Here is a 24,942-nt window from a genome sequence, read left to right as displayed (position 1 = left end):
TCTTTGTGCTTTGTCAGTGGCTCCACGCGCCGCACGTGCGAGCGCAGATCGGAAGACTGGATACCGTGATCGTCGTCGTCGCCCCGGGTCAGGGCTCCCAGACCCCCGGATTCCTCGCCCCATGGCTCGAGATCCCCTCCGTGGCCGAGCAGGTCGCCGCGCACTCGGAGGCGGTCGGCATCGACCTCGCCGCGCACGGCACCGTCTCGGACGCGGACACCATCCGCGACACCGCGGTCGCCCAGCCCCTGATCGTCTCCGCGGGACTCGTGAGCCTCGCCGCCCTCCTCGAGGGCGGACGGCGCGAGCGCATCGCGGGCATCGCCGGACACTCCGTCGGCGAGATCACCGCGGCCGCCGGAGCCGGAGTCCTCACCGAGGCCGACGCGCTGGTGTTCGTCCGCGAGCGCGCCCGTGCCATGGCCGCTGCGGCCGCCGCCGAGCCGACCGCGATGAGCGCGGTCCTCGGCGGCGACGAGCAGGCCCTGATCGCCCGTCTCGACGAGCTCGGCCTCGAGCCGGCCAACTACAACGGCGGCGGGCAGATCGTCGTCGCCGGCGCGGTCGACGCGCTCGAGGCGCTCAAGGCGGAGCCGCTCCGCGGGACCCGCGTGATCCCCCTGCAGGTGGCCGGCGCCTTCCACACCCGCTACATGGCGCCCGCCCGCGACTCCCTCGCCGGCGTCGCAGCCGGGCTGACCCCCTCCGACCCGACGCTCCGGCTCTGGACGAACCGCGACGGGTCGGTCGTCGACTCCGGCGCCGCGTTCCTCGAGCTGCTCGTCGGCCAGGTCGCCTCCCCCGTCCGCTGGGACCTCTGCATGGCGGCCTTCGCCGACGCGGGCGTCACCGGGATCATCGAGCTGGCACCCGCCGGCGCGCTGGTCGGCCTCGCCAAGCGCGGCCTCAAGGGCGTGCCGAGCATCGCCATCACGACCCCCGACGACGTGGACGCCGCCCGCGCCTTCCTCGACGAGCACGCCGCCTAGCAGGAGAGACCCCATGACGACCCCTTCCCTCACCCAGTCCAGCGGCAGCGCGTACACCCGGATCCTCGGCATCGGCGCGGCACGCGGCGACCTCGTCGTCCCGAACGACGACCTGATCGAGCCGATCAACTCCTCCGACGAGTGGATCCGCCAGCGCACCGGCATCATCGAGCGCCGCCGCGCCTCCGCCGACATCCACGCGGTCGACCTCGCGACCACCGCCTCCCTCGAGGCGATCAAGAAGGCGGGCATCCGCCCGGACCAGATCGGCGTCGTGCTCGTCTCCACGATCAGCAACACCGTGCAGACCCCGTCGCTGGCCGCGCTCCTCGCGGACCGCATCGGCGCGAACCCCGCCCCGGCGTACGACATCTCGGCCGCCTGCGCCGGCTACACCTACGGCATCGCCCAGGCCGACTCCTTCATCCGCTCCGGCCTGGCCGAGTACGTGCTCGTCGTCGGAGCCGAGAAGCTGTCCGAGCTGGTCAAGTCGACCGACCGCAGCATCTCCTTCCTCCTGGGCGACGGCGCGGGCGCCGCGGTCGTCGGCCCCAGCGACACCGCCGGCATCTCGAAGACCGTGTGGGGATCCGACGGCTCCAAGTGGGACACCGTCGGCATGGACAACCCGCTCGCGGCCTACCGCGACGGCACCGCCGAATGGCCCACCCTCCGCCAGGACGGCCCGTCGGTCTTCCGCTGGGCGGTCTGGGAGATGGCCAAGGTCGCCAAGCAGGCGCTCGCGGAGGCGGGCGTCCAGCCCGAGGACCTCGCCGCGTTCATCCCCCACCAGGCGAACATGCGCATCATCGACGAGCTCGCGAAGCAGCTGAAGCTCCCCGAGACCGTCGCTATCGGCCGCGACATCGAGACCACCGGCAACACCTCCGCCGCGTCGATCCCGCTCGCCACCCACCGCCTGCTCGAGGAGCACCCGGAGCTGCACGGCGGACTCGCGCTGCAGATCGGCTTCGGCGCCGGACTGGTGTTCGGCGCGCAGGTCGTGGTGCTCCCGTGACCGGCGCGACCCCACCCCTAAACTGACCTACGGTCACTGACGAACACCCGAAGAACCCCCAAGGAGAGAACCATGGCACTGTCCAACGAAGAAGTCCTCGCCGGCCTGGCCGAGCTTGTCAACGACGAGACGGGCATCGCCACCGACTCCGTCGAGATGGACAAGTCGTTCACCGACGACCTCGACATCGACTCCATCTCGATGATGACCATCGTCGTCAACGCCGAGGAGAAGTTCGACGTGAAGATCCCCGACGACGAGGTCAAGAACCTCAAGACGGTCGGCGACGCGGTCCGCTTCATCGTCAAGGCGTCCGAGTAGTCGTCGCCCGCGCACCCCGTCCTCGTGGCGGACACCCCGGCCGGCGATCGTCGGCCGGGGTGAGCCCGGCACCCACCCACACGGAACAGAGAAGCTCGTCATGACCAAGAAGATCGTCGTCACCGGAATCGGTGCCAGCACTCCCCTCGGCGGGACCGCCCGGGAGTCCTGGAACGCACTCCTCGCCGGCGAATCAGGCGTCCGCTCCCTCGAGCAGGACTGGGTCGCCCAGTACGACATCCCGGTCACCTTCGCCGCCCAGGCCAAGGTCCGCCCAGAGGAGGTGCTCTCCCGCCCGGAGGCGAAGCGCCTCGACCCCTCCAGCCAGTTCGCGCTCATCTCGGCCCGCGAGGCCTGGGCCGACTCCGGCATCACCGACGTCGACCCGCTCCGCGTGGGCGTCGACTACTCGACCGGCATCGGCGGCCTCTGGACCCTCGTCGACGCGTGGGACACCCTCCGCGAGCGCGGTCCCCGCCGGGTCCTCCCGATGACCATCCCGATGCTCATGCCCAACGCGGCCGCCGCCGCGATCAGCATGGCCATCCCCTCCCGCGCCTACGCCCGCACCGACGTGTCGGCCTGCGCCTCCAGCACCGAGGCCCTCGCGAACGCCTACGAGCACATGCAGCTCGGCCTCGCCGACGTGGTCGTCGCCGGCGGCACGGAGTCGGTCGTCCACCCGCTCCCGATCGCCGCCTTCGCGTCGATGCAGGCCCTCTCGCGCCGCAACGACGACCCGGCGACCGCCTCGCGCCCCTACGACGTCTCCCGCGACGGCTTCGTCCTCGGAGAAGGCGCCGCGACACTCATCCTCGAGACCGAGGAGCACGCCCTCGCCCGCGGAGCCCGCATCTACGCGGAGCTCGCCGGCGGCGCCGTCACCAGCGACTCGTACCACATCACGGCGCCGGACCCCGAGGGCTCCGCCGCCGCCCGCGCCATGATCGGCGCCCTCGAGCAGGCCGGAGCCGCGCTCACCGACGTCACCCACGTCAACGCCCACGCGACGAGCACCCCGGTCGGCGACATCGCCGAGTACCGCGCCCTGCTGCGCGTCTTCGGCGACCACCTCCCGAACATCGCCGTCTCCGCGACCAAGGCGTCCACCGGCCACCTCCTCGGCGGCACCGGCGCGCTCGAGGCCATCTTCACCGTGCTCGCCCTCCACGAGCGCACCGCACCCCCCACCATCAACCTCTTCGAGCAGGACCCCCAGATCCCCCTCGACGTCGTCACCAGCCCCCGGGCCCTCGGCGACGGACCGCTGGTCGCCATCTCGAACTCGTTCGGGTTCGGGGGGCACAATGCTGTTGCCGCTTTCCGGACGGTGTAGCGGGGCGTAGCCCCGCTCCACCGTGCGGAAAGCGGGCTGCGCCGCTCCTTGCGCGGCGCAGGCGCGTCCGCTGGGGTGGGGGGCGGGGTTCCCGAGGGCCGGTGCGGTGCGGCGACGGTGATCCGCTGGAACGCGGATCCCCGGATACGCCTCGTGCCGCGAGGGATCTGCGCCGCCGTCTGGTGCGGGCTGGTGAGCACGCCGTGCTGGTGGGGAGCGCGGGCTTCGCCGCGACTCGGGTCGAAAGCTTCGGTTCAAGCAGCTGTGCTCGAGGGGAGCGCGGGCTTCGCCGCGACTCGGGTCGGATGCTCGGATCAGGGCGGCTGCGCTCGTGGGGAGCGTGCGACTCGCCATTACTCGGGCCGTCGGCGTCGTGCGCGACAGAGGTGCGGGCGGGTCCACGAGTCTTCCGACGCCCTCCGCCGGAACGCGGTGCTCCGCCGACCGTCTGGTCGACGTGCCAGCGAGCGGCAACCGTGAGGCGACGACGCGCCTTCGAGGCGGACCTCTGCCGGAACGGGGGGTCCGCTGGCCGCCTGGTTCAGGGAGGCGGGAGCGAACGATTGCCGCGAGGCGTATCCGCCGATCCGCGTGCCAGCGGATCGGCGTCGCCGGACGCCGGCCGCTCCACGGAACCCGACCACCCGACCGAGCCGACTGCGCGACGCCGCGCGAGGAGCGGCGTCGAACGAACTCAGCCGACCCCGTGCATCCAGACGACGGGGGCGAAGTCGCCGCCGTAGCGGAAGGGCTCGAGCTCGTCCTCCCAGGCCTGGCCGAGGGCGAGGCGCAGCTCGCGGTGCAGCTCGATGGGGTCGGCGCCGGCGAGCTCCATGGCGGAGCGGATGCGGTCCTCGGGCACGACGGTGTTGCCCGCGCTGTCGGTCTGGGCGTAGAAGATGCCGAGCTCGGGCGTGTGCATCCAGCGGCCTCCGTCGACGCCGGGCGAGGGCTCCTCGGTGACCTCGTAGCGGACGTCGGCCCAGCCGCGGAGAGCGGACGCGATGACGGCACCGGTTCCGACCGGGCCCTCCCAGGCGAACTCGGCGCGCAGTGTGCTGCGGAGCACGGGCTGCTCGATCCAGGCGAAGTTCACGGCACGACCAAGAGCGCGACCTGTCCCCCACTCGAGGTGGGGGCAGAGCGCGCGGGGGGCGGAGTGCACGAAGAGCACACCCCGAGTCTGCTGCGCCACCATGGCGTCCTCCGTTCGTCCCGGTGCGTCTTCCCCAACGACCCGGACCACGGAACACTCTGCGGTGCGCCTTCTTCGATTATGACGGTGGACGTGCCACCACGCCCGATCATGCAGGAGCGGCGGACCTCCGTCAAGGCGGCTCGCCGCGCCTGCTCGACCGGCCGTGGGCGGCTCCTGCCTATACTCAGGTCGTCCGCGCCGCCGGACGCCGCACACCGCCAGACGCCCGCCGGGAGGAGCACCGTGTCCGTCCGCGACGGCCTGCTCGCCCTGCTCACGCTCGGCCCCGCCTACGGCCTCCAGCTGCACGCCGAGCTCCTCGACCGTGCCGCGCACCGGCCCCGGGTCAACGTCGGCCAGATCTACTCGACGCTCGAGCGCCTGCGCGAGCGGGGCCTCGTCGTCTCGGCCGGGTCCACCGACGACGGCCTCCCCCTGCACGCGCTCACCGACGAGGGCCGCGCGGAGGCGGCCGCCTGGCTGACGGGTGACGGAGCGTCCCCGGAGGAGGACTGGGACGACGTCCTCGACCGGGTGCTGCTGGCCTCGAGCCTGTCCGGCGCCGACCTCGCCGCCGTCCTCGACGCGTACGAGAGCTCGCTGCCCGCCACCGCCGACGAGCAGGCGGAGGAGGAGGACGCGCACCCGCAGCGCCGCCTCGCCGCGATCGCCGCCGGCGTGCGGGAGGAGGCCCTGCGGCGCCTCCTCGAGGCGGCCCGCGACGAGCTCACGGGCGACGGGCCGGGACGGGGCGTCCGCGGATACGCTCTCGAGCGTCCCCGTCGGGGCCGTCGAGCCTCGAGCTAGGACGAGACAGGCGCGGGTGCCGTCGCCTAGGGTGGTTCGCATGTCCCGCACCCCCCTCGGTCTCCGCGTCCCCTCCCGGGCGCGCCGGCGCCTCGTCGCCGCCGGAGCGGGCACGGTCCTCGTCCTGTGCGCCGCCCTCGCCGCTCCGCTCTCCGCGTCCGCCGCCTACGACCCGTCCGACTACCCCTCGTGGTCCGATGTGGAGGCCGCGAAGTCGAGCGAGAGCGCCACCGCCGCCGAGGTCGACCGCATCACCGCCTTCCTCGCCGACCTGCGCGACCAGGCCGCCGCCCTCACCGACGCCGCCATCAGCCGGGCCGCCGAGGCGGACGCCGCGCAGAGCGCTCTCGACGAGGCGACCCAGCGCGTGAGCGCCCTGGAGGAGCGCGCCTCCGCCGCCCGGTCGGACGCCGACGCCGCGAAGGAGCAGGCCGGCCGTCTCGCCGCGCAGCTCTACCGCAACGGCGGGACCGATGCGACGCTCAACCTCCTCATCGGCGGCGACGAGTCGACCGAGCTGCTCTACCGCCTCGGCACCATGACGCAGCTCACCCAGCAGACCAGCCGGCTCCAGACCGCGGCGCAGTCGACCGAGAACCAGGCCGTCTCCCTCGCCGCGCAGGCCGAGCAGGCCCGGGGCGAGCGCGTCTCCCTCGCCACCGCCGCGGCCGACGCGCTCTCGGCCGCCCGCTCCGCGCAGGCCGAGGCCGACGCCAAGGTCGCCGACCAGGAGAAGTACAGCCAGGAGCTCTACACCCAGCTCGCCTCGCTCAAGAACACCACCGCCGAGATCGAGCGGGAGTACGCCGACGGCCAGGACGCGAAGTCGGCCTTCGAGGAGCAGCAGCGCCTCTCCCGCCTCGCTGCCGAGGCCGAGGCCGCCCGCCAGCGCGCCGCGTCGGCTCCCGCCGCGGCCGCTGCTCCGGCAGCGCCCTCCAACAGCGGAGGCGGAGGCGGCGGAGGAGGCGGCCCGGTCGAGCTCGGCGACGACGACCCGACCGGCGCGCGCAACAGCTCCGCCAAGACCATCGCCGCCCTCGGCACCTACGCCGGACGCACGGACGGCCTCTCCCCCGCGCAGGCCCAGGCCTACGCCCGCACCGCTGTCGGCCGCTTCGGCTGGGGCGCCGACCAGGTCGACCGGTGCCTCATCCCGCTGTGGAACGGCGAGTCGGGGTGGCGCTGGAACGCGCTGAACCGCTCCTCCGGCGCCTACGGCATCCCGCAGGCCCTCCCGGCGAGCAAGATGGCCAACTCGGGAGCCGACTACCAGACGAACGCGGCGACGCAGGTCGACTGGGGTCTCTCGTACATCAAGAGCGCCTACGGCTCGCCCTGCAACGCGTGGTCGAGCTGGAACAACCGCTCGCCGCACTGGTACTGATCCCGCGTCTCACTTCGCCTGGTCGTAGGAGTCGACGACGGCGACGGTGACCGGGAAGTCGACCTCGCCCTCTCCGAAGAGCGAGCGTCCGGCGCGCACCGCCGCCTCGCGGACGATCGCGGCGACCCGCTCGCCGACGTCGGCGGGAGCGTGCACGATCACCTCGTCGTGCAGGAAGTAGACGAGGTGCGCCCGGCCGACCGCGCCGCCCTCGGCGCGCAGTCGCGCCCGCAGCTCGCCCATCCAGCAGAGCGCCCACTCGGCCGCGGTCCCCTGCACCACGAAGTTGCGGGTGAAGCGTCCCCATTCGCGCGCTCGCGCCGCATCCGCCGAGAGCCCCTCGGGTCCGGGAGGCGAGCTGCGCCCGAGCCACGTCGAGACGCTCACGCCGCGCTCGCCCGCCCGAGCCGCCGCCTCGACGTGCGCGACCGAGCGCGGGTAGGCACGGGCGAGCCTCGGGAGCAGCCGCCCGGCCTCGCCGCTCGTCGCCCCGTACATCGCCCCCAGCATCGCGACCTTCGCCCTCGGCCGGTCGGGGACCACGCCGGCGTCGACGATGCCCTGGTAGAGGTCGCGGCCCCGCCCGGCGGCGGCCATGGCCGAGTCGCCCGAGAGCGCGGCGAGGATGCGCGGCTCGAGCTGCGCGGCATCCGCGACCACGAGGCTCCAGCCCGGATCCGCGGTGACCGCGGCGCGGATCTGCCGCGGCAGCTGCAGCGCCCCTCCGCCCGAGGTCGCCCAGCGGCCGGTGACGACGCCGCCCACCACGTACTCCGGCCGGAACCGTCCGTCGCGCACCCACGCGTCGAGCCATGCCCAGCCGTTGGCGGTGAGCAGCCGGGAGAGCTTCTTGTACTCCAGGAGGGGCGGCACCGCGGGATGCTCGAGGGACTGCAGCTCCCAGGAGCGCGTCGACTCGACCGGCAGCCCCGCGCGCCGCAGCGCCTTGAGGAGCTCGGCCGGCGAGTCGGGATTGAGCTCGGGCGCGCCGAGCTCGTCGCGCAGACGGACGGCCAGCGCCTCCAGCAGGGCCGGGCGGCCGCCGAAGAGCGGGCGGGGGCCGAGCATCCCGGTGAGCACCCGGTCGTGCACATCGGCGCGCCACGGCAGCCCCGCGTGGGCGATCTCGCGAGCGATCAGGGCGCCGACGGATTCGGCGGCGAGCAGCAGGCGGAGCCGGCCGGCCTCGGCGGCGCCGGAGAGCGCCTCCTCCTGCAGGGCCAGCTCGAGGACGGGGTCGAGCTCGTCGGAGCCGCCCGCCGCCTCCTCGAACCCGATCAGCGTGTCCTGCGCGGCGGGGGCCGCGGCTCCCGCGTCCCACGGGTCGAGGGGCGAGCGCGCGAGAGCCGATGAGGCGGCGGAGACCGAGCGGCGGAGGATCGCGCGGGCCAGCCGGAGGTCGTGGCACCGGGCGACGACCACCCCGGCCGACAGCAGTGCGGGGTACCAGCGCGCGGTGTCGTCCCAGACCCAGCGCGGGCGCTCCGGCTCCCGCTCCCGGACGAACGCCGCCAGCTCGGCCGGCCCCCTGCCGCTCCCGGCCTCGGCGCCGCCGACGGGGTCGACCGCCCGCCACGCCCCCGTGGGGCCGCCGACGAGTGCGAGGAGCATCGGGCCATTCTCCCCCGTGGCGGACACGGAGGCCGCCGTCGCGGGGACGGCAGGGCCCCCTCTCGCTGAAGGAGTCACGCCGACGGCCGCGAGGGCGGGTAGCCGGGGAAGGGCTTCTCCTGCGCCGTCGGCGGCTGATGGGCCCACAGGGCGGCCGCGATGGTGTCCATCGAGCGGGAGTAGCCCACGAGCGTCCGCCTCTCCGGCTCGGCCGCCCAGGTCACCGCGCGGAACCAGGTCTCGCGGTACGGGCCGGTCTCGATGCGGCGCACCAGGCCGATCCGGCCGGTGCGCAGGGCGTCGACCATCACCCACTCGTCCTGCCCGCTGCTGCGCAGCATCTGGAGCGGACTCCACTCGATCATCGCGCCTCCCACCGGTCGATCCGCGGCCGTGGCGAGCACGAGCGCCGCGGCGTACACTCGCAGACTATCGAACACATGTTCGAACGGCCAACCGGGTCCGGCGAGTGAACGGGAGCACGACGATGGCGGTGATCGACGAGACGGCGCTGGTCTCGACCGACGGCGAGGGAGTGCCGATCGCGCTCGAGTGGCGGGGCGGGAGCTACCGGGTGACCGACCGGCCGACGGTGTGGACCTGCACGAGCGAGTGGTGGGCGCCCCTCGAGGGGTTCCCGCCGACGTTCGGGCGCACACCGGTGAGCATCGGCGGCTGGCGCTTCCAGGCGACGGACCTCGCGACCGGCGGAGCGTTCGTGCTCGACGTGGTCGCGTCGACGGAGCCGCAGTGGAGCGTGGTGCGGATCTACGAGTAGTGCCGGCGCGAGGCCGGCCGGGCGGCTACTTGTCGGCCGACCAGGGCGCCCGCGTCATGGCGATGAGAGCCGCGACTCCGGAGACGAGGCCGACACCGGCGATGGCGGACACGACGAGCCAGAGAACGAGTTCCATGCCGCCAGTCTACCGAGCCCCGGAGCGGATCCTCTCCGCCCCGCTTCCATCCCCCGGCTATGGAATAGCCTGGGCAGAGTGACCGACGCCCCCACCCGCGCGAGTGTCGGACTGCGCTCGGAGCGCGGCCCGATCCTGCTGTCCCTGATGATCTCGACCGCTCTGGTCGCCCTCGACGCCACGATCCTCTCGACGGCCGTGCCGTCCATCGTCGCCGACCTGGGGGGCTTCGAGCAGTTCCCCTGGCTGTTCTCGATCTACCTGCTGGCCCAGGCGGTCTCGGTCCCCCTCTACGGCAAGCTCGCCGACGTGATCGGGCGCAAGCCCATCATGCTGATCGGCATCGCCCTGTTCCTGGTCGGCTCGCTCCTGTGCGGCCTCGCCTGGAGCATGCCCGCGCTGATCGCGTTCCGAGCCCTGCAGGGCCTGGGGGCCGGAGCGATCCAGCCGATGGGCATCACCATCGCCGGCGACATCTACACGGTCGCCGAGCGTGCGAAGACCCAGGGCTACCTCGCGAGCGTCTGGGGCATCTCCTCTGTCGTCGGGCCGACCCTCGGCGGCGTGCTCTCGGACCTGGGCGCCTGGCGCGGCATCTTCCTCGTCAACATCCCCCTGTGCCTCCTGGCGGCGTTCCTCCTGATCCGCAGCTTCCGCGAGACCACGCGGGGCGAGAAGCAGCGGATCGACGTGGCGGGCGCCTCCGTGCTCGCCGTGGGCACCGCGCTGCTCATCCTCGGGCTGCTCGAGGGCGGCAGCGCCTGGCCGTGGCTCTCCCCCGCCGGAGTCGGCGTGTTCGTCGTCTCGGCCCTCGCGTTCGCCGGCTTCGTCGCGATCGAGCGGCGAGCTGCCGCCCCGGTGCTCCCCCTCTGGGTCCTCACGCGGCGCGTGCTGATCTCGACCAGCCTGGTCTCGGTGACCGTCGGCGCGATCACGCTCGGCGTCACCTCGTACTTCCCGACCTTCGCGCAGGGCGTGCTCGGCAGCTCCGCCCTCGGCGCGGGCTTCGCCGTCGCGGCGATGACGCTCGGCTGGCCGGTCGCGGCGAGCCTGTCGGGCCGGCTCTACCTGCGCATCGGCTTCCGCAACACGGGCTTCCTCGGAGCGGGGCTCGTCGTGATCGGCACGGCGCTGACCATCCTGCTCGGCGCCTCCTCGACGCTGTGGGAGATCGCCGGCTTCTGCGTGCTGATCGGCGCCGGCATGGGGCTCGTGGCGACTCCGACGCTGATCCGGGCGCAGTCGAGCGTCGACTGGAACGAGCGCGGAGTGGTCTCCTCGACCAACTTCTTCGCCCGCAACATCGGCAGCGCCGTCGCCGTGGCCGTGTTCGGCGCGATCGTGAACGCGAAGGCGGGCGGCGGCGTCCCCGCACCGGCGGACCTCGCCGAGGGCACCCGCTTCGTCTGCATCGCGCTCACGGTCCTCGCCGTGGGCATGCTCGCCGCGGTCTGGGCGATGCCGAAGGAGGGGCGCCCCGCGCCCGGAGAGGATCGGGCGGCGGAGGCCGAGCCCGACGCGGCCCGGCCGGACGCGGCCCAGCCCTAGCCGTCAGGCGGCGCCGTCGGTTCTCGTCGTCAGCCGGAGCGGCGCGCCGCGGCCGTCGCTCGCAGGCGGTCGCGGTGGGTGCGGCGCACCCGGTGCGTCCAGCGCTGCAGGGACGACCCCATCCCGGGGTGCCGCGCCAGCGTGTGCAGAGCGCGGTCGAACCGGCGGAGCATGTCGGCGAAGGCGCCGAAGGGGCGGGCCGAGATGCCGACCTCGAGGTGGCGGTCGAGCACGATCCGGTGCCGGAGTCCCAGGTGCACGCTGATCTCGACGTCGTCGTGCACGTAGGCGTCGTGCCGGTGCATCTCCTCCGCGATCTCCTCCCACGCCGACCGGCGGACGGCGCAGTTGGAGCCGAAGAGCGGCCAGTTGGCCAGCGCCGACCCCATCAGCACGAAGTAGGCGTCCATGTAGGCGACCCGCGCGATCACCCGGGCGATCGGGCCGAGCTCGTCGAAGCGTCCGGGACCGGTCACCGCTCCGACCTCGGGATCGGCGAAGTGGCCGGCCAGGCGCGCCAGCCAGTCGGGTCCCGGGCGGGAGTCGGCGTCGAGCCGTGCGAGGACGTCGCCGTGCGCCTCGTCGAAGCCGTGCGCCGTGCTCGCCGGGATCCCGGCTCCGTCGTGCCGCACCACCCGCGCGCCCGCCGCTCGCGCGACGGCGGCGCTGTCGTCGGTGCTCCCGTCGTCGACGACGACGATCTCGAACGGAGCGAGCGTCTGCTCGCGGAGGAGCTCGAGCAGCTGCTCGAGGTGGCGGGCGTCGTCCTTCACGGGGACGACGACCGAGATGCGCCGGTGATCCATCCGCCCAGTCAACGCGATCGGGGCGCTCAGCGGGGACACCGCCACGCGTCTCGCGCGAGCCCGGACCTGTCAACCGGCTCCCGAGCGCGTCGGATCCCCTGATGGGATCGACCCGTGTCCGCCGGATCGGCGGCCCGATCGAGACAGGAGACGACATGACCCAGGGACCTCGAGACTTCCGGCCCACCCGTGCACTGGTGACCGCTTCTGACTCCGGCATCGGCCGGGCGACCGCGGTGGCACTGGCCGAGGCGGGCATGGACGTCGGCATCACCTGGCACAGCGACGAGGAGGGCGCGCAGGGCACGGCGGAGGAGGTGCGCTCCCTCGGCCGGCGCGCCGAGATCGCGCGCCTCGACACGACGGATCTGGAGGGCGCGGGCGACGTGATCGACGACCTCGCGGATCGACTGGGCGGGCTCGACGTCGCCGTCAGCAATGCGGGCGGAGGCGGAGGCGAGCCCTTCCTCGAGCAGAGCCTCGACAGCTGGCGCTCGACCGTCGCCCTGAACCTCGACGGAGCGTTCGTCTGCCTCCAGCGCGCCGCGCGGCGCATGGCGGCCCAGGGCACGGGCGGCAGGATCATCGCGGTCACCAGTGTCCACGAGCACCAGCCGCGGGTCGGCTCCGTCGCCTACACCGCTGCCAAGCACGGGCTGGGCGGCCTGCTGAAGGTGGCCGCACTCGAGCTCGGCTCCCTCGGCATCACCGTCAACGCCGTCGCCCCCGGGGAGATCGCGACGCCGATGAACGACGCCGAGGACGTGGACCCCGTCACGATCGACCGCCCCGGCATCCCCCTCGGCCGCCCCGGCGACGCCCGCGAGATCGCGGCGGTGGTCGCCTTCCTGGCCTCTCCCGCCGCCTCCTACATCACCGGATCCTCGTACGTCGTGGACGGCGGGATGCTGCAGATGGGGCCGCAGGCCGGCTCCCACCTCCGGCAGGACGACTGGCGCGAGGCCTGAGCCGCCGACCACGGCGCCCGCCCGCCGGGTACTCTCGAAGAGGTGCTCCGGCGGGCGGGGCGCCTGCTCCGGGATGTAGGTGACGCACGTGTGGTTCCGGCGTCGACGCAGGTTCAAGATGGAGCCGTACGACCCCGATGAGAACCCGTCGCGCGAGCCCGCCTCCGTCGAGGAGGCCGCCGAGGAGGGCCTGATGCTCGCGCAGTACGCGAGCCGGATGGCCGTGAAGAACCGTGTGCTGATGGACGGCCTCGGTGCTGACGTCCCCTTCGACTCGGGCCGCTACTCCGTCGTCGCCGCGGAGGAGCTCGAGAAGCTGGCGCGCGAGTCCGAGGCGGCCGCCGAGCGCCTGCGCGGCATCGCCGCCGACGTGACCTCGGTGGGCGGCCGCTCCGACCACGTGCACGACTACCGCTCGGCCGACGTCGACAACCTCGACCACCGCGAGCGGCTCTCGCTCCTGGTCGCCGACTCCCTCCACAGGCGGGCGCAGGACGAGGAGTACCTCGCGACGCTCGTCGACGACGCCCGTCAGGACGCGTGGCGCGAGCTCGCGCAGTCGATCGAGGAGACCCTCGACCGCACCTCGCGGATCGATCCGGACGACGAGGAGTACCGCCGCGACCGCTCGGTGCGGATGGCGCTCGTGGTCGTCGACGACCTGGTCAAGCTGGCGGAGGAGCGCGGCGTCAGCCTCGAGGACTGACGGGCTCGTCGGGGGACGCCGGGACCGGGCTCAGGCCCAGCCGGCGCGGAACGACTCGGTCGCCTCGGCGGAGCGCTCCCGGACCGACTCCAGCAGCTCCTCCATGGTGGAGCTGCGGAGGAACGCGAGGCGGTCGAGCTCGGTGACCGGTGCGACGCCGGCGAGCTGCCAGGCGTGCGCGGCCGGATCCTCGGCGAGCTCGACGACCGCGCCGTAGCGCTGCTCGACGAACTCGCTCGCGACCGCCAGTGCCGTGCGGACCGCCGACTCCGCCGCAGCCAGCGCGGGGGCGTGCTTCTCGTCCCACTCCAGATCGGGCAGCAGGCGGACCTCGGCGCGCGGGTACGGGTCGTCCTCGTACCAGCGGACGACCTCGAAGCGCTCCTCGCCCACGGAGTCGAGCGTGACGAACGACTCCGCCCCGTCGATGTTCAGGATGCGCGCGCGGGCGCCGACCGCGAACCGCTGGTCGCCGCCGCCCACCTCCTGGCCGCGCTCGATGAGCACGACGCCGAACGCGAGGGTCTCGTCCTCGAGGACGTCGCCGAGCATCCGCAGGTACCGCGGCTCGAACAGCCGGAGCGGGAGCGGCATGTGCGGCAGGAGCACGGAGCCGAGCGGGAACATCGGAAGATCAGGCACGGGTTCAGGCAATCACGTCGAGCGGAGAGCGGCCAGTACGGGCGCGGCGCGTCGGGACGTGCTAGCGCATCGCGCCACCGTGTCGTCCGCTCGCGGATGCTCGCCACGCCCCGGACGATCTCCGACGGCCCGGACCCACCCGCGAGGCGCCCACTCAGACTGGGAGCATGGATCTCGCTGACCTCCGCGCCGTCGTCCGCGCGGACCTGGCCGCCAAGGGCCACGCCTCCGACCGGCTCACCGTCCTCGTCCTCCGACTCGGGCAGTACTCGAGCTCTCGGAGGACCCGGCTCCCCCTCCACCTCGTCTACCGCCTGGTCGATCTCGTCTGGACCCGCATGATCGTCGGAGCCGAGCTGCCGCCGGCCGCTCAGGTCGGGCCCGGCCTGCGGCTCCCCCACTGGGGCCGCGGCGTGATCCTGCACCCGCGCACGGTCATCGGGAGGAACGCGTTCATCTACCACGGCGTCACCATCGGCGAGTCGAAGGGTCGGACGCCCGTCATCGGCGACGACGTCTACATCGGCGCCCGCGCGACGATCGTCGGGGACGTGACCGTCGGCGACCGTGTGCGGGTCGGAGCCGGCGCCGTCGTTGTCCGCGACGTCGCATCCGACTCGTCCGCGGTCGGCGTGCCGGCGAGGACCGCGTCGGCGCCGTCCTGAGGCACGGCCCGTCGGCCTGACGGGGCCGGACCGTCCGCTCCGACGAGAACGACATCAGGTGGAGGCCCGACCCGGCGCTGGAGAGGAGGAACCACCGCGGGTGGAGCGGAGTAGGGCGTACGGGACTTGAACCCGTGACCGACGGATTATGAGTCCGCTGCTCTGACCGGCTGAGCTAACGCCCCGCGGCGGCCGTCCGAGCGGCCGTCAGGTGGCGGCGGGTGCGGACGCTGCGTCGGAGGCCGGATCGGCCACCGGCTCCCCACGATACAGGCTCTCGAAGGTGCTGATCGTGCGGTTGATGTCGTGCGCGGCGACGATTTGGAGGGAGGCGCGCTTCATCGCCTCGAGGTCCTCCTGGTCGGCCGTGAGCACGGCGGTGAGGCGGTCGGCGAGGGCCTCGGCGCTGCCCGGCGCGAAGAGGTAGCCGTTCTCGCCGTCGTGGACGAGGTGCGGGAGGGCCATCGCGTCGGCGGCGACGACGGGGAGGGCCGAGGCCATCGCCTCCATCGTCGCGATGCTCTGCAGCTCGGCGATGGACGGCATGGCGAACACGGTGGCGCGCGTGTACGCCTCCTTGAGCTCGGCGTCCGAGACGTAGCCGGTGAAGCGCACGCGGTCGGCGATGCCGAGGGTCGCGGCGAGCTGCTGGAGGTTGCGCATCTGGTCGCCGCCGCCGACGATCTCGAGCTTCGCGTCGAGCGCCGGATCGAGCAGGGCGACGGCGCGGAGCAGGACGTCGATGTGCTTCTCGCCGGTCACGCGGCCGACGAAGAGGATCGAGTCGCCGGCGCGCGCCGTGAAGTCGGGCGTGTAGTTGTCGGCGTCGATGCCGCAGGAGATCGCGTGGACGCCCCGGAGGCCCGTGTACTTCTCGAGGAACTGCGCGGCCTTGCGGGTCGGCGTGGTGACCGCCTCCGCCCGGCCGAAGGTGCGGCGCGCGGCCCGCCACGCCATCGCCACGGCCTTGGCCTGCACGGCCTTCGGCAGGAGGGTGAACTCGAGCATGTTCTCGGGCATGAAGTGGTTCGTGCCGACGATGCGGATGCCGCGCTTGGCCGCCTCGATCCCGAGGCCGCGGCCGACGATGATGTGCGACTGGAAGTGCACGACGTCGGGCTTCACCTCGTCGAGGATGCGCGCGCTGTTCTGCCGGATGCGCCACGGCATCGCGAAGCGCAGCCAGTCGTGCGGGTACCAGCGCCAGCTGTAGAGCCGGTGCACGATGATCCGTTGGCCCTCGTGCGTCTCGACCCGGGTGCCGCTCCAGCCGTCGGCCGAGGGGGCGACGACGTGGACCTCGTGGCCGCGCTGCGCGAGACCGGCGGCGAGGCGCTCGGCGAACTTCGCGGCTCCGTTCACGTCGGGAGCGAAGGTGTCGCAGCCGATCACGACCGTCAGCGGTCGGGAGTCGGGCGATCCCGGTCGGGACGCGTCGCGGGGATCTGACACGGGAGGTCCTATCGGTGTCGTGCCGCTCGGGGAGAGAAGGGAGCGATCGGCGGAGGTCGGTCGGTTTCGTGGCTCTCGGCGCGGACCCATTGTAGGCAGAGGAGTCCTCACCACTCGGGATCCCGCGCCGTCAGCGCGCCTGCGGGTGGTGCTTGGCGAGGAGGAAGACGCCGTAGATGGCGACGGCACCGGCCGCGATGAAGAGCGGGATCGCCCACGGGGCCGCGTACTGCGCCTCTCCGAGCACGACGATGCCGATCGCGACGGCGACCAGCGGGTCGATGACGGTGAGGCCCGCCACGACGAGGTCCGGCGGGCCGGAGGAGTAGGCGTTCTGAACGAAGTACCCGCCGAGCGCGGTCGCGGCCAGGAGCGCCACGATGCAGACCACCGTCAGCGGGTCGAACTCGCCGTACTTGATGCGGTTGAGCACGACCTTCGCGAGAGTCGCGACGAAGCCGTAGACCACTCCGGCGCCCACGATGTAGAAGATCGCCTTCGCTCCGCGGCGGAAGACGCGGAAGGCGACGACGAAGACCGTGAGCACCACGGCGAGGATCACGAGGATCGTGATGAGCTCGGGCGTCTGGATGGACTTGTCGACCGCGTTGAACGCCGCTACGAGGACGAACGTGCCGACGCCTCCGACGCAGAGCACGATCGCCCGGATCGACGCCGCGTTCAGGCGCACCCGGCTGACCCGCGCGTTGACGACCGCGGTGATCACGAGCGCCACCGCTCCGAGCGGCTGCACCACGATGAGCGGGGAGAAGCCGAGGCTCGTCAGCTGGAAGACGATCGCGAGACCCAGGAGCAGGGTGCCGATCACCCACGAGGGGCGCGAGAGCAGCGCGACCAGCTGGCCGCCGCTGAGCCCGGAGGAGCCGGAGCGCTTCGAGAACCGCTCCACCTTCGCCACTCCCCGGTGCTGGAACTGCGCGCCGAGGGAGAGGAACACCGCGCCCACGAGAGCGATCGGGATGCCGATGAACTTCGCCGGGTCGTTGAGGAGTTCGGCGAGATCGGCGGGCATGGGTCGACCCTACCCAGAACGCCTCCGGGAGTCCTCCGACGCACGGGTGAGGGGCTGAGCCCAGCGGATGATCCTCGCGGACCCGGTCGGCGGCCCCGCGGTACCCTGTCCACCATGGCCGTCCTCCCCATCCGCATCGCCGGCGACCCCGTCCTGCACTCCCCCGCCGCCCCCGTCACCGAGTTCGACGATGCGCTGCGCACCCTCGTCGCCGACATGTTCGAGACGATGGACACCGCCCCCGGAGTCGGCCTCGCCGGCCCGCAGGTCGGCGTCCCGCTGCGCCTGTTCGTCTACGACTACGCCGACGACGACGGCACCCCCCGCCGCGGCGTCGCGATCAACCCCGAGCTGTTCGTCACGCCGACCCCGCTCGGCGAGGCGGACGAGGACACGGAGTCGGAGGGGTGCCTCTCCTTCCCCGGCGAGCGCTTCCCGCTCCGCCGCTCCGAGCGCGCGATCCTCCGCGCGGTCGACCTCGAGCAGGAGCCGTTCGAGATCGTCGCGGACGGCTGGTTCGCCCGCGTGTTCCAGCACGAGTTCGACCACCTCGACGGCGTGCTCTACATCGACCGCCTCGAGCACGACTACCACAAGCCGGTCGCGAAGATCACCCGGAAGCGCGGCTGGGGCGGCCCCGGCGTCTCGTGGCTGCCCGGCGTGGAGCGCCTCGAGGACTGACTCAGGCCAGGTCGACCCCGTGCACGCCGTTGTGGTGGCGGATCGCGGGGAACGAGGCGGTGACGCTCCGGCCGACGCCGGGCGTCCGCTTCTCGGTCACGTCACCGCCGAAGAGGGCGGCCCGCTCGCGCAGCTCGGCGAGCGCGGGGCTGTCGATGCGCTCGGTGAGCGAGCGCAGATCCGCCTCGAGAGCGCTGGCGTCCTGCTCCGCAGCGCCGTGCTGCTCGCGGTCGTCGTCGACCTCCACCCGGAGGCCGGTGGTCGTCCATCGGGAGCTGATGCGGACCTCGGTCCCCGCGCCGCCGGTCTCCAGCGCCGAGTCGAAGGCGTACTCGAGCACCCGGAGCACGGCCACCTCGGCGCCGTCCTGCAGCGGGAACGGCTCGCCGAACGACTCCTCGCGGACGCTCAGGCCTCGCTCGCGGGCGCCCTCGATCAGGGGGACGGAGCCGCCGGTGCGCGGCAGCTCCCCCGGATCGACGGAGGCGACGGTCGCGATGCGGCGCAGCTGCGCCAGCGAGGCCTCGGCCGCCCGCACGGCACGCTGCGCCGACCGCGCGGCTGCGGCGGGGTCGCGGTCGATCGTGAGACGGACGCTCTCGGCCTCCTCGACGACGTGCGCGGCGCTGCGGACCGCGAGCTGCTCGAGCTCGCCGACGATGCGGAGCCTCGCCTCCTGCTCGCCGACCGCCAGCTCGAGGCGGACGACGCGCGCCGCCTCCTCCGCACGGCTCTCGGCGGCACGGCGCTCGGCGCCGACGGCGCGGCGCCACAGCACGACGACCGCGACCAGGGCGATCAGGGCGAGGACGAGGACGACTTCGAGCACGACGGCCTCCGGGGGGACGGGACGGGTTCGGCACAGGAGCGCCGGAGAGAGATCGTACCCGCGCCGCGGACAGCGGACCTGAGGCCGCGGAGGGGGTTGCGGAGCCGTACTCAGCCGTCGGAGCGCACGGAGCGGGTGACGGTGAAGCGGCGGTCGCGCGCCACCACCGTGGTCGGCCCGACCGCGCGGCGCAGCTCGGCCGGATGCGCGAGGTGGGAGTTGAAGACCGTCCACAGCACGCCTCCGGGGCGCAGCACGCGGCCGGCCGCGCGCAGCATGCGCCGGGCGACGAGGTCGGTGACGGCTCCGTCGGAGTGGAACGGCGGATTGCAGAGCACGACGTCGACGGAGGACGCCTCCAGAGTCGAGGCGTTGTCGTCGCGGAGGACGCGGACGGCCAGCCCATTGGCCGCCGCAGTCGCCCGGGCGGACTCGACCGCGGCACGCGAGGTGTCCGTCGCGGTCACGGCGAGGTCGGGGCGGGCCCGGGCCACCACGGCGGCGAGCACGCCGGTTCCGCAGCCGAGGTCGAGTGCGGTGCCCGCGGGGAGGGAGTCGAGATCGAGGGCGGCGAGGAGGGCGCGGGTGCCGAGGTCCAGTCGTGCACCTGCGAAGGCTCCCGGCAGTGCGACGACCTCGAGGTCGAGCTCGTCCAGACGGCGCCGCTCGGGCCCTGGCGCGGGCGGCTGGTTGGGGAGCGCGCCGCTCGCGAGCAGGGCGCGCGACTTCTGCCGGGCGAGGGAGACGTCGATCCGCTCGTAGCGCACGGCGAGCACGTCGTTCATCGTGCGGGTCATGTGCTTGATGCGGCCGGCGCCGATCAGGGTCGCCGCCGGGTTCGCGAGTGCGGTCCCGGCCGCGACGGCGGCCAGCGCGTCGAGCGAGCGCGGCAGGCGCAGGAGCACCGCGTCGGCGTCGCGGACGGCCTCCGCGACGGAGTCGACGATCTCGATCGGCGCGAGATCGACGCCCGACCCCCGCACCGTCTCGAGGTTCTGCGCGAGAGCGCGCTCGGCGGTGATCGAGTCCTGCACGACGCGCACGGCACGGCCGTCGGCGGCGAGGCCGAGGCTCAGTGCCCCGTAGGCGTCCCCGATCACGGCGAGGCGGCCGCGATCGGCGGCGAGGTCGAGCAGCAGACGGTCACTGGCGTCGACGGCGACGAGATCCGGCGCCTCGACGTCGGGGCGGCGGCGCAGGAGAGCGAGCACGTCCTCGCGCATCGCCCCTCCGATCGTCGGTCCGAGCGGGTGGGCCCTCGAGGGCGACCGCTCGCGGGCACGAAAAAAGGGCCCGAGAGTGGAGTCCCGGACCCTTCGCTCCCCGACTTGGACTCGAACCAAGAACCTACCGGTTAACAGCCGATTGCTCTGCCAATTGAGCTATCGAGGATCATCCGACCGCCCGGAGGCGATCAGCGCGGTACTACTTTAGCAAACTCTCCGCGAACGCAAAATCGGGCGCGCACTCAGTAGCCGGAGCCCGGGTCGACGCGGCCGACGAACGGCCCGCCGGCGGCACAGGCGGCCACGTTGGCGCGCACGCGCTCGGCCAGGAGCGGCGCGGTGATCTCGGGGGTGTCCGCGCTGTGGGGCGTGATCAGGCACCGGGGCTCGCTCCAGAGCGGATGCCCGTCCGGCAGCGGCTCGGGGTCCGTCACGTCGAGCGCGGCGCCCGCGAGACGGCCTTCGGCGAGGGCCGCGACGAGCGCGTCCGTGTCGACGAGGCTCCCCCGGGCGACGTTGACGAGCACGGCGTGGGCGGGGAGCCGCGCGAGCAGACCCGCGTCGACCATCCGCTCCGTGCCCGCGGTGGCGGCGGCGGCAAGGACCAGCACGTCGGCGTCCGCCGCGGCCTCGGCGAGCCGCGACGCCGGCAGGGTGCGGGCGGCGCCCTCCACCGGCTCGTCTCCGCGGCGGACGATCGTCACCCGGCAGTCGAAGACGGCGAGCAGCCGCAGGAGCTCGCGAGCGATCCCTCCTGCTCCGACGATCACCACGGAGGCGCGGTGCAGCGTGACCGCCTTCTTCGGCCCCCACGACGCGGCGCGCGCCCGCTCCGGCAGCGAGCGCAGGAGGGCGAGCACCAGCGCGAGCGCGTGCTCGGCCACCGGCTCCGCGTAGGCGCCCTTGGCGCTGGTCCAGACGACGTCCGCGCGGGACGCGGCGAGCACGGGCGCGAAGACGTCGACGCCGGCCCAGGGCAGCTGCACCCAGCGGATCGACGGGTGCTCCTCCAGCACAGCGGCCAGCTCGTCCGTGCGGCCGTAGGACAGCCAGAGCAGCGCGTCCGGACTCCCGTCGAGTCCGACGACCACTCCACCGCCCGACTCGACCGCCTCGGCGAACACCGGCTTCGGCCGCGGGAGCACCGCGACGCGCGGGACGGTCACTGGTCGGCCGCCTCGACGCGCTGCGCTCGGGAGGCGTCGAAGCGCTCGTACTCGGCGAAGGCCGCTCCGAGCTCGCGCACGTAGGGGTGCCGGGCCTCGATCAGAACCTCCAGCAGCGGCCCGTACGCGACGACCTCGCCGCCGACGAGCACGGCGATCCGGTCGGTCGCCCGGCTCAGCACGTCGATGTCGTGGCTGACCACGACGGCCGCGAATCCCTCCCGGCGCCGCAGGTCGGCGAGGAGGTCGACGATCGACTCGCGCACCGTCGCGTCGATGCCCGAGGTCGGCTCGTCGGCGATCAGCACCTTCGGCCCGAGCACGAGCGAGCGGGCCACGGCCACGCGCTGGCGCTGGCCGCTGGAGAGCTCGTAGGGGTAGCGGTCGAGCAGGAACAGCGGCAGGTGCACGGAGTCGAGCAGCGTCGCCACCCGCACCGCCGCGGCCTTCGGGTCGTAGTGGCGGTCGCGGAGGAAGATCGGCTCGGCGATCAGCTCCGAGACGGTCAGCTCGGGGCGGAGGGCCGCTCCGGCGTCCTGCGCGAGATGCGCGACGTCGACGGTGAAGCGCTTGAGCTCGCGGGCGGGGAGCGAGCGGAGGCGGTGCCCCGCGACCGTCGCGTCCCCTCCGATGATCACCGGGCGCGTGCGGCCTCCGTCGTGCCCCAGGCCGTCGCCGCCGAGCACGCGCGCGAGCGTGGACTTGCCCGAGCCGCTGCCGCCGAGGATCCCGAGCACCTCCCCCGGCTCCACGCGGAGGCTCACTCCCCGCAGCGCCGTCCACCGGCGGCTGATGCCGCGCGGCGGGTACTCGACGCTGAGGTCGTCGACGACGATGGGGGCCTGATCCTCGGCGGTCCGGCTCACGCCCGGCGCTCCGCCTCGACGATGCTGCGCAGGAGCTCGCGCCTCGAGGCCTGCTCGACCGGGTCGGGCACGGGCAGAGAGGCGAGCAGGCGCTGCGTGTAGGGGTGCTTCGGCGCGGCGAGCACCTCGGCCCCCGTCCCCTCCTCGACCAGCTCGCCGCGGTAGAGCACCGCGATGCGGTCGGCGAGCAGGTCGACCACGGCGAGGTCGTGGCTGATGAACAGGGAGGCGAAGCCGAACTCGCGCTGCAGCTCGGCGAACAGCTCGAGCACGCGGGCCTGCACCGACACGTCGAGCGCCGAGGTGGGCTCGTCGGCGATCAGCAGCTTCGGCTCGAGGGCCAGGGCCCGGGCGAGGCTGGCGCGCTGGCGCTGGCCGCCGGAGAGCTCGTGCGGGTAGCGGTCGCCGTAGGAGCGGGGCAGCTGCACCGCCTCCAGGAGCTCGTCGACGCGCGAGCGCGCCCCGGCGGCGTCGCCGGCCCGTCCGTGCACGATCAGCGGCTCGGCCACGCACTCCGCGATGGTGAGCAGCGGGTTGAAGCTCGACGCCGGGTCCTGGAACACGAAGCCGATGTCGCCGCGGACCGGCCGGAAGGCGCGCTCGCGGATGCCGCGCATCTCCTTGCCGAGGACCTTCAGCGACCCGCCGGTCACCGGCGTCAGGCCCGCGATGGCACGCCCGATGGTGGTCTTGCCCGAGCCGCTCTCGCCGACGAGGCCGAGCACCTCGCCCGCGCGGATGCGCAGCGAGACGCCGTCGACCGCGACGAAGCCGGGACGGCCGAGCCGGCCGGGGTACTGGATCCGCAGGCCCTCGGCGGCGACGAGCGTCTCGGCCTCGGGGGCCTCGGCGCGCTCGACGGCGCGGACGCGGGCGCGCTCGACGCCCTGGCCCACGTGCGGGACGGCGGCGAGGAGCTTCCTCGTGTACTCGGCCTTCGGCGCCGAGAACAGCTCGGAGACCGTCGCCTCCTCGACCAGCTCGCCCTGGTACATCACGGCGACGCGGTCGGCCAGATCGGCGACGACGCCCATGTTGTGGGTGATCAGCACGATCGAGGTGCCGAACTCGTCGCGGCACCGGCGGAGCAGGTCGAGGATCTCGGCCTGCACGGTCACGTCGAGCGCGGTGGTCGGCTCGTCCGCGACGATCAGGCCGGGATCCAGGACCAGGGCCATCGCGATGACGACGCGCTGCTTCTGGCCGCCCGAGAACTGGTGCGGGTAGTAGTCGACCCGCTTCTCCGGCTCCGGGATGCCGACGGTGCGGAGGACGTCGATCGCGCGCTTGCGCGCCTCCTTCTTCGAGACGGAGCCGTGGGCGCGCAGTCCCTCCGCGATCTGCCAGCCCACCGTGAAGACCGGGTTGAGTGCGGTGCCCGGCTCCTGGAAGACCATGGCGACGTCGGTGCCGCGCAGCTCCCGGAGGCGGGCCTTCGGCACGGAGACGACGTCGGTCGCCGCGCTGCCGTCCTTCTTCGAGAGCAGGACCACTCCGGAGGCGGTGGCCGTCTCGGGCAGGAGGCCGAGGATGGTCTTCGCGGTCACGGTCTTGCCGCTGCCGGACTCGCCGACGATCGCCAGGACCTCGCCGCGCTCGACGCGCAGGCTCACCCCGGCGACGGCGCGGACGGCGCCGCGGTCGCTCGCGAAGGCGACCTCGAGGTCGGTGATGTCCACGATCGGACGCGCTGAGGCGTCCCGGACGATGCGCTGGTCGCTCATCGCGTCTCCTCCACTCCGGCGACGGGGTCGTGCCCCGGCGTCTCCAGGCCGTCGGCGGCGAGGACGCCGCCCGGCACGACGGACGTCGCGGCGACGTCGCCGGCACCGGCGGCCACCGCGCGCCGACCGCGCAGGCGCGGGTCGGCGAGGTCGTTCAGGCTCTCGCCCACGAGGGTGATGCCCAGCACCACGAGCACGATCGCCAGGCCCGGGAAGACCGAGGTCCACCAGATGCCGCTCGTGACGTCCGACAGCGCCTTGTTGAGGTCGTAGCCCCACTCCGCGGCCGACGTCGGCTCGATGCCGAAGCCGAGGAAGCCCAGGCCGGCGAGGGTCAGGATCGCCTCGGAGGAGTTCAGTGTGAAGATCAGCGGCAGCGTGCGCGTCGCGTTCCGCAGGACGTGGCGGAACATGATCCGCGGCGTCGACGCTCCGATGACCTTCGCCGACTCGACGAAGGCGTCGCCCTTGATCCGCACTGTCTCGGCCCGGATCACGCGGAAGTACTGCGGGATGTAGACCACGGTGATCGAGACCGCCGCGGCGAAGATGCCGGCCCAGAGGTTCGACTGCCCGCCGGAGATGACGATCGACATCACGATCGCCAGCAGCAGGGTCGGGAACGCGTAGATCGCGTCGCAGATCACGACGAGCACGCGGTCGAGCCAGCCGCCGAGGTAGCCGGAGACGAGGCCGAGGAAGACGCCGAGGAAGATCGACAGGACCACGGCGACGACGATCACGAGGAACGCGGTCTGCGCTCCCCAGATCACTCGCGAGAGGACGTCGTAGCCGCCGACGGTGGTGCCGAGCAGATGCTCCGCGCTCGGCGGCTCCTGCGCGCCGAACGACTCGCCGCCCGAGCGCAGCTGCGAGTATCCGTAGGGCGCGATGAGGGGCGCGAACAGGGCCACCAGCAGGAACGCGCCGGTGATGATCAGGCCGGTGACGAGCATCCCCCGCTGGAGGCCGACGCTCTGCCGGAGCTGGTGGACGACCGGCAGACGGTCGACGAGACGGCGGCGCGGACGCGCCGGGGAGGTGGTGCTCAT

The 24,942-nt window shown here is 73.3% G+C and carries 25 protein-coding genes and 2 tRNA genes; 12 read left to right on the top strand and 15 right to left on the bottom strand.

Annotated features, from left to right (window positions below; all coding sequences use genetic code 11):
* Window positions 1-65: 65 nt before the first annotated feature.
* The 4 genes from C5C33_RS09545 to C5C33_RS09530 all read left to right on the top strand — a co-directional run bounded on the left by C5C33_RS09545 (window position 66) and on the right by C5C33_RS09530 (window position 3,664).
* Window positions 66-989 carry an ACP S-malonyltransferase gene (locus C5C33_RS09545; RefSeq protein WP_104226672.1) on the top strand — a complete coding sequence of 308 codons (924 nt, stop codon included), beginning with the start codon at window positions 66-68 and terminating at the stop codon, window positions 987-989.
* A 13-nt stretch (window positions 990-1,002) separates the two neighbouring features.
* Window positions 1,003-2,007 (top strand): beta-ketoacyl-ACP synthase III, encoded by a 1,005-nt coding sequence (locus C5C33_RS09540; RefSeq protein ID WP_104260985.1) that lies wholly within the window; start codon window positions 1,003-1,005, stop codon window positions 2,005-2,007.
* Window positions 2,008-2,079: 72 nt separating this feature from the next.
* Window positions 2,080-2,328, top strand: coding sequence for an acyl carrier protein (locus C5C33_RS09535; RefSeq protein ID WP_104223463.1), 249 nt, complete (start codon window positions 2,080-2,082; stop codon window positions 2,326-2,328).
* 100 nt (window positions 2,329-2,428) lie between these two features.
* Window positions 2,429-3,664 (top strand): beta-ketoacyl synthase, encoded by a 1,236-nt coding sequence (locus tag C5C33_RS09530; RefSeq protein ID WP_104226673.1) that lies wholly within the window; start codon window positions 2,429-2,431, stop codon window positions 3,662-3,664.
* A 694-nt stretch (window positions 3,665-4,358) separates the two neighbouring features.
* Here C5C33_RS09530 and C5C33_RS09525 read toward each other — a convergent pair.
* The gene (locus tag C5C33_RS09525) at window positions 4,359-4,862 is read right to left on the bottom strand and encodes a DUF3145 domain-containing protein (RefSeq protein ID WP_104226674.1); all 504 of its coding nucleotides are present in this window, start codon (window positions 4,860-4,862) and stop codon (window positions 4,359-4,361) included.
* Window positions 4,863-5,105: 243 nt separating this feature from the next.
* Between C5C33_RS09525 and C5C33_RS09520 the strand changes: the two genes are divergently transcribed.
* Both C5C33_RS09520 and C5C33_RS09515 read left to right on the top strand, forming a co-directional pair.
* Window positions 5,106-5,669, top strand: coding sequence for a PadR family transcriptional regulator (locus C5C33_RS09520; protein ID WP_181074586.1), 564 nt, complete (start codon window positions 5,106-5,108; stop codon window positions 5,667-5,669).
* A gap of 40 nt (window positions 5,670-5,709) precedes the next feature.
* On the top strand, window positions 5,710-7,053 hold the full coding sequence (locus tag C5C33_RS09515; RefSeq protein WP_258069213.1) for a hypothetical protein: 1,344 nt from the start codon (window positions 5,710-5,712) through the stop codon (window positions 7,051-7,053).
* Between the two features lie 9 nt (window positions 7,054-7,062).
* On the opposite strand, the gene C5C33_RS09510 is transcribed toward C5C33_RS09515, so the two are convergent.
* Window positions 7,063-8,664, bottom strand: a complete 1,602-nt coding sequence (locus tag C5C33_RS09510) for a bifunctional 3'-5' exonuclease/DNA polymerase (RefSeq protein ID WP_104260983.1) — start codon at window positions 8,662-8,664, stop codon at window positions 7,063-7,065.
* A gap of 74 nt (window positions 8,665-8,738) precedes the next feature.
* Window positions 8,739-9,029 carry a hypothetical protein gene (locus C5C33_RS09505; RefSeq protein ID WP_146082406.1) on the bottom strand — a complete coding sequence of 97 codons (291 nt, stop codon included), beginning with the start codon at window positions 9,027-9,029 and terminating at the stop codon, window positions 8,739-8,741.
* 104 nt (window positions 9,030-9,133) lie between these two features.
* Here C5C33_RS09505 and C5C33_RS09500 point away from each other — a divergent pair, with 104 nt between their 5' ends.
* Window positions 9,134-9,442, top strand: coding sequence for a hypothetical protein (locus C5C33_RS09500; protein ID WP_104226677.1), 309 nt, complete (start codon window positions 9,134-9,136; stop codon window positions 9,440-9,442).
* A 283-nt stretch (window positions 9,443-9,725) separates the two neighbouring features.
* A complete protein-coding gene (locus C5C33_RS09495) occupies window positions 9,726-11,126 on the top strand; it encodes an MDR family MFS transporter (protein WP_104260996.1) in 1,401 nt (466 codons plus the stop codon).
* A 29-nt stretch (window positions 11,127-11,155) separates the two neighbouring features.
* On the opposite strand, the gene C5C33_RS09490 is transcribed toward C5C33_RS09495, so the two are convergent.
* Complete coding sequence (locus C5C33_RS09490) at window positions 11,156-11,932, bottom strand: glycosyltransferase family 2 protein (RefSeq protein WP_104223456.1); 777 nt, start codon at window positions 11,930-11,932, stop codon at window positions 11,156-11,158.
* 155 nt (window positions 11,933-12,087) lie between these two features.
* Here C5C33_RS09490 and C5C33_RS09485 point away from each other — a divergent pair, with 155 nt between their 5' ends.
* Together C5C33_RS09485 and C5C33_RS09480 are read left to right on the top strand one after the other, a co-directional pair.
* Window positions 12,088-12,900 carry an SDR family oxidoreductase gene (locus C5C33_RS09485; RefSeq protein ID WP_104226704.1) on the top strand — a complete coding sequence of 271 codons (813 nt, stop codon included), beginning with the start codon at window positions 12,088-12,090 and terminating at the stop codon, window positions 12,898-12,900.
* Window positions 12,901-13,018: 118 nt separating this feature from the next.
* Complete coding sequence (locus tag C5C33_RS09480; RefSeq protein ID WP_104223455.1) at window positions 13,019-13,606, top strand: hypothetical protein; 588 nt, start codon at window positions 13,019-13,021, stop codon at window positions 13,604-13,606.
* A 30-nt stretch (window positions 13,607-13,636) separates the two neighbouring features.
* On the opposite strand, the gene C5C33_RS09475 is transcribed toward C5C33_RS09480, so the two are convergent.
* A complete protein-coding gene (locus tag C5C33_RS09475) occupies window positions 13,637-14,248 on the bottom strand; it encodes an LON peptidase substrate-binding domain-containing protein (RefSeq protein ID WP_244229436.1) in 612 nt (203 codons plus the stop codon).
* Between the two features lie 167 nt (window positions 14,249-14,415).
* Between C5C33_RS09475 and C5C33_RS09470 the strand changes: the two genes are divergently transcribed.
* Window positions 14,416-14,913: a DapH/DapD/GlmU-related protein gene (locus tag C5C33_RS09470; RefSeq protein WP_104247517.1), complete on the top strand. Its 498-nt coding sequence runs from the start codon at window positions 14,416-14,418 to the stop codon at window positions 14,911-14,913.
* Between the two features lie 111 nt (window positions 14,914-15,024).
* Here the strand turns inward: C5C33_RS09470 and C5C33_RS09465 are convergent.
* From C5C33_RS09465 to C5C33_RS09455, 3 genes are all read right to left on the bottom strand, one after another.
* Window positions 15,025-15,098, bottom strand: a tRNA-Ile gene (locus C5C33_RS09465).
* 22 nt (window positions 15,099-15,120) lie between these two features.
* The gene (locus tag C5C33_RS09460) at window positions 15,121-16,365 is read right to left on the bottom strand and encodes a glycosyltransferase (RefSeq protein ID WP_258059440.1); all 1,245 of its coding nucleotides are present in this window, start codon (window positions 16,363-16,365) and stop codon (window positions 15,121-15,123) included.
* 130 nt (window positions 16,366-16,495) lie between these two features.
* Window positions 16,496-17,398: a DMT family transporter gene (locus C5C33_RS09455; protein ID WP_104234188.1), complete on the bottom strand. Its 903-nt coding sequence runs from the start codon at window positions 17,396-17,398 to the stop codon at window positions 16,496-16,498.
* Window positions 17,399-17,512: 114 nt separating this feature from the next.
* Here C5C33_RS09455 and def point away from each other — a divergent pair, with 114 nt between their 5' ends.
* Window positions 17,513-18,079: a peptide deformylase gene (gene def, locus C5C33_RS09450; RefSeq protein ID WP_104260980.1), complete on the top strand. Its 567-nt coding sequence runs from the start codon at window positions 17,513-17,515 to the stop codon at window positions 18,077-18,079.
* 1 nt (window position 18,080) lies between these two features.
* Here def and C5C33_RS09445 read toward each other — a convergent pair whose 3' ends face one another.
* The 7 genes from C5C33_RS09445 to C5C33_RS09415 all read right to left on the bottom strand — a co-directional run bounded on the left by C5C33_RS09445 (window position 18,081) and on the right by C5C33_RS09415 (window position 24,942).
* Window positions 18,081-18,908: a hypothetical protein gene (locus C5C33_RS09445; protein WP_104223449.1), complete on the bottom strand. Its 828-nt coding sequence runs from the start codon at window positions 18,906-18,908 to the stop codon at window positions 18,081-18,083.
* Window positions 18,909-19,018: 110 nt separating this feature from the next.
* Window positions 19,019-20,131, bottom strand: coding sequence for a class I SAM-dependent methyltransferase (locus tag C5C33_RS09440; RefSeq protein ID WP_104260979.1), 1,113 nt, complete (start codon window positions 20,129-20,131; stop codon window positions 19,019-19,021).
* Between the two features lie 96 nt (window positions 20,132-20,227).
* Window positions 20,228-20,300 (bottom strand) — tRNA-Asn (locus C5C33_RS09435).
* A 76-nt stretch (window positions 20,301-20,376) separates the two neighbouring features.
* Window positions 20,377-21,300 (bottom strand): NAD(P)-dependent oxidoreductase, encoded by a 924-nt coding sequence (locus tag C5C33_RS09430; RefSeq protein WP_258064092.1) that lies wholly within the window; start codon window positions 21,298-21,300, stop codon window positions 20,377-20,379.
* Entirely contained in the window at window positions 21,297-22,166 is an 870-nt protein-coding gene (locus C5C33_RS09425) for an ATP-binding cassette domain-containing protein (RefSeq protein WP_258060485.1), read from the bottom strand. Before C5C33_RS09425 ends, C5C33_RS09430 begins: the two co-directional genes overlap by 4 nt.
* Window positions 22,163-23,890, bottom strand: coding sequence for an ABC transporter ATP-binding protein (locus C5C33_RS09420; RefSeq protein WP_104226684.1), 1,728 nt, complete (start codon window positions 23,888-23,890; stop codon window positions 22,163-22,165). The genes C5C33_RS09425 and C5C33_RS09420 overlap by 4 nt, the downstream gene beginning before the upstream one ends.
* Entirely contained in the window at window positions 23,887-24,942 is a 1,056-nt protein-coding gene (locus C5C33_RS09415) for an ABC transporter permease (RefSeq protein WP_104226685.1), read from the bottom strand. Before C5C33_RS09415 ends, C5C33_RS09420 begins: the two co-directional genes overlap by 4 nt.

This window comes from Rathayibacter sp. AY1H3, from assembly GCF_002932015.1.
The sequence above is the reverse complement of the archived record's forward strand: the minus strand, read 5'-3'. Positions and strand labels throughout refer to the sequence as shown.

Excerpts from the sequence above, each read along its gene's own strand:
- C5C33_RS09485 (WP_104226704.1), top strand. The coding sequence starts at position 12,088 with ATGACCCAGGGACCTCGAGACTTCCGGCCCACCCGTGCACTGGTGACC.
- C5C33_RS09540 (WP_104260985.1), top strand. The coding sequence starts at position 1,003 with ATGACGACCCCTTCCCTCACCCAGTCCAGCGGCAGCGCGTACACCCGG.
- C5C33_RS09420 (WP_104226684.1), bottom strand. The coding sequence starts at position 23,890 with ATGAGCGACCAGCGCATCGTCCGGGACGCCTCAGCGCGTCCGATCGTG.
- C5C33_RS09440 (WP_104260979.1), bottom strand. The coding sequence starts at position 20,131 with ATGCGCGAGGACGTGCTCGCTCTCCTGCGCCGCCGCCCCGACGTCGAG.
- C5C33_RS09510 (WP_104260983.1), bottom strand. The coding sequence starts at position 8,664 with ATGCTCCTCGCACTCGTCGGCGGCCCCACGGGGGCGTGGCGGGCGGTC.
- C5C33_RS09490 (WP_104223456.1), bottom strand. The coding sequence starts at position 11,932 with ATGGATCACCGGCGCATCTCGGTCGTCGTCCCCGTGAAGGACGACGCC.
- C5C33_RS09535 (WP_104223463.1), top strand. The coding sequence starts at position 2,080 with ATGGCACTGTCCAACGAAGAAGTCCTCGCCGGCCTGGCCGAGCTTGTC.
- C5C33_RS09505 (WP_146082406.1), bottom strand. The coding sequence starts at position 9,029 with ATGATCGAGTGGAGTCCGCTCCAGATGCTGCGCAGCAGCGGGCAGGAC.
- C5C33_RS09455 (WP_104234188.1), bottom strand. The coding sequence starts at position 17,398 with ATGCCCGCCGATCTCGCCGAACTCCTCAACGACCCGGCGAAGTTCATC.
- C5C33_RS09480 (WP_104223455.1), top strand. The coding sequence starts at position 13,019 with ATGGAGCCGTACGACCCCGATGAGAACCCGTCGCGCGAGCCCGCCTCC.
- C5C33_RS09470 (WP_104247517.1), top strand. The coding sequence starts at position 14,416 with ATGGATCTCGCTGACCTCCGCGCCGTCGTCCGCGCGGACCTGGCCGCC.
- def (WP_104260980.1), top strand. The coding sequence starts at position 17,513 with ATGGCCGTCCTCCCCATCCGCATCGCCGGCGACCCCGTCCTGCACTCC.
- C5C33_RS09525 (WP_104226674.1), bottom strand. The coding sequence starts at position 4,862 with ATGGTGGCGCAGCAGACTCGGGGTGTGCTCTTCGTGCACTCCGCCCCC.
- C5C33_RS09515 (WP_258069213.1), top strand. The coding sequence starts at position 5,710 with ATGTCCCGCACCCCCCTCGGTCTCCGCGTCCCCTCCCGGGCGCGCCGG.
- C5C33_RS09415 (WP_104226685.1), bottom strand. The coding sequence starts at position 24,942 with ATGAGCACCACCTCCCCGGCGCGTCCGCGCCGCCGTCTCGTCGACCGT.
- C5C33_RS09495 (WP_104260996.1), top strand. The coding sequence starts at position 9,726 with ATGATCTCGACCGCTCTGGTCGCCCTCGACGCCACGATCCTCTCGACG.
- C5C33_RS09530 (WP_104226673.1), top strand. The coding sequence starts at position 2,429 with ATGACCAAGAAGATCGTCGTCACCGGAATCGGTGCCAGCACTCCCCTC.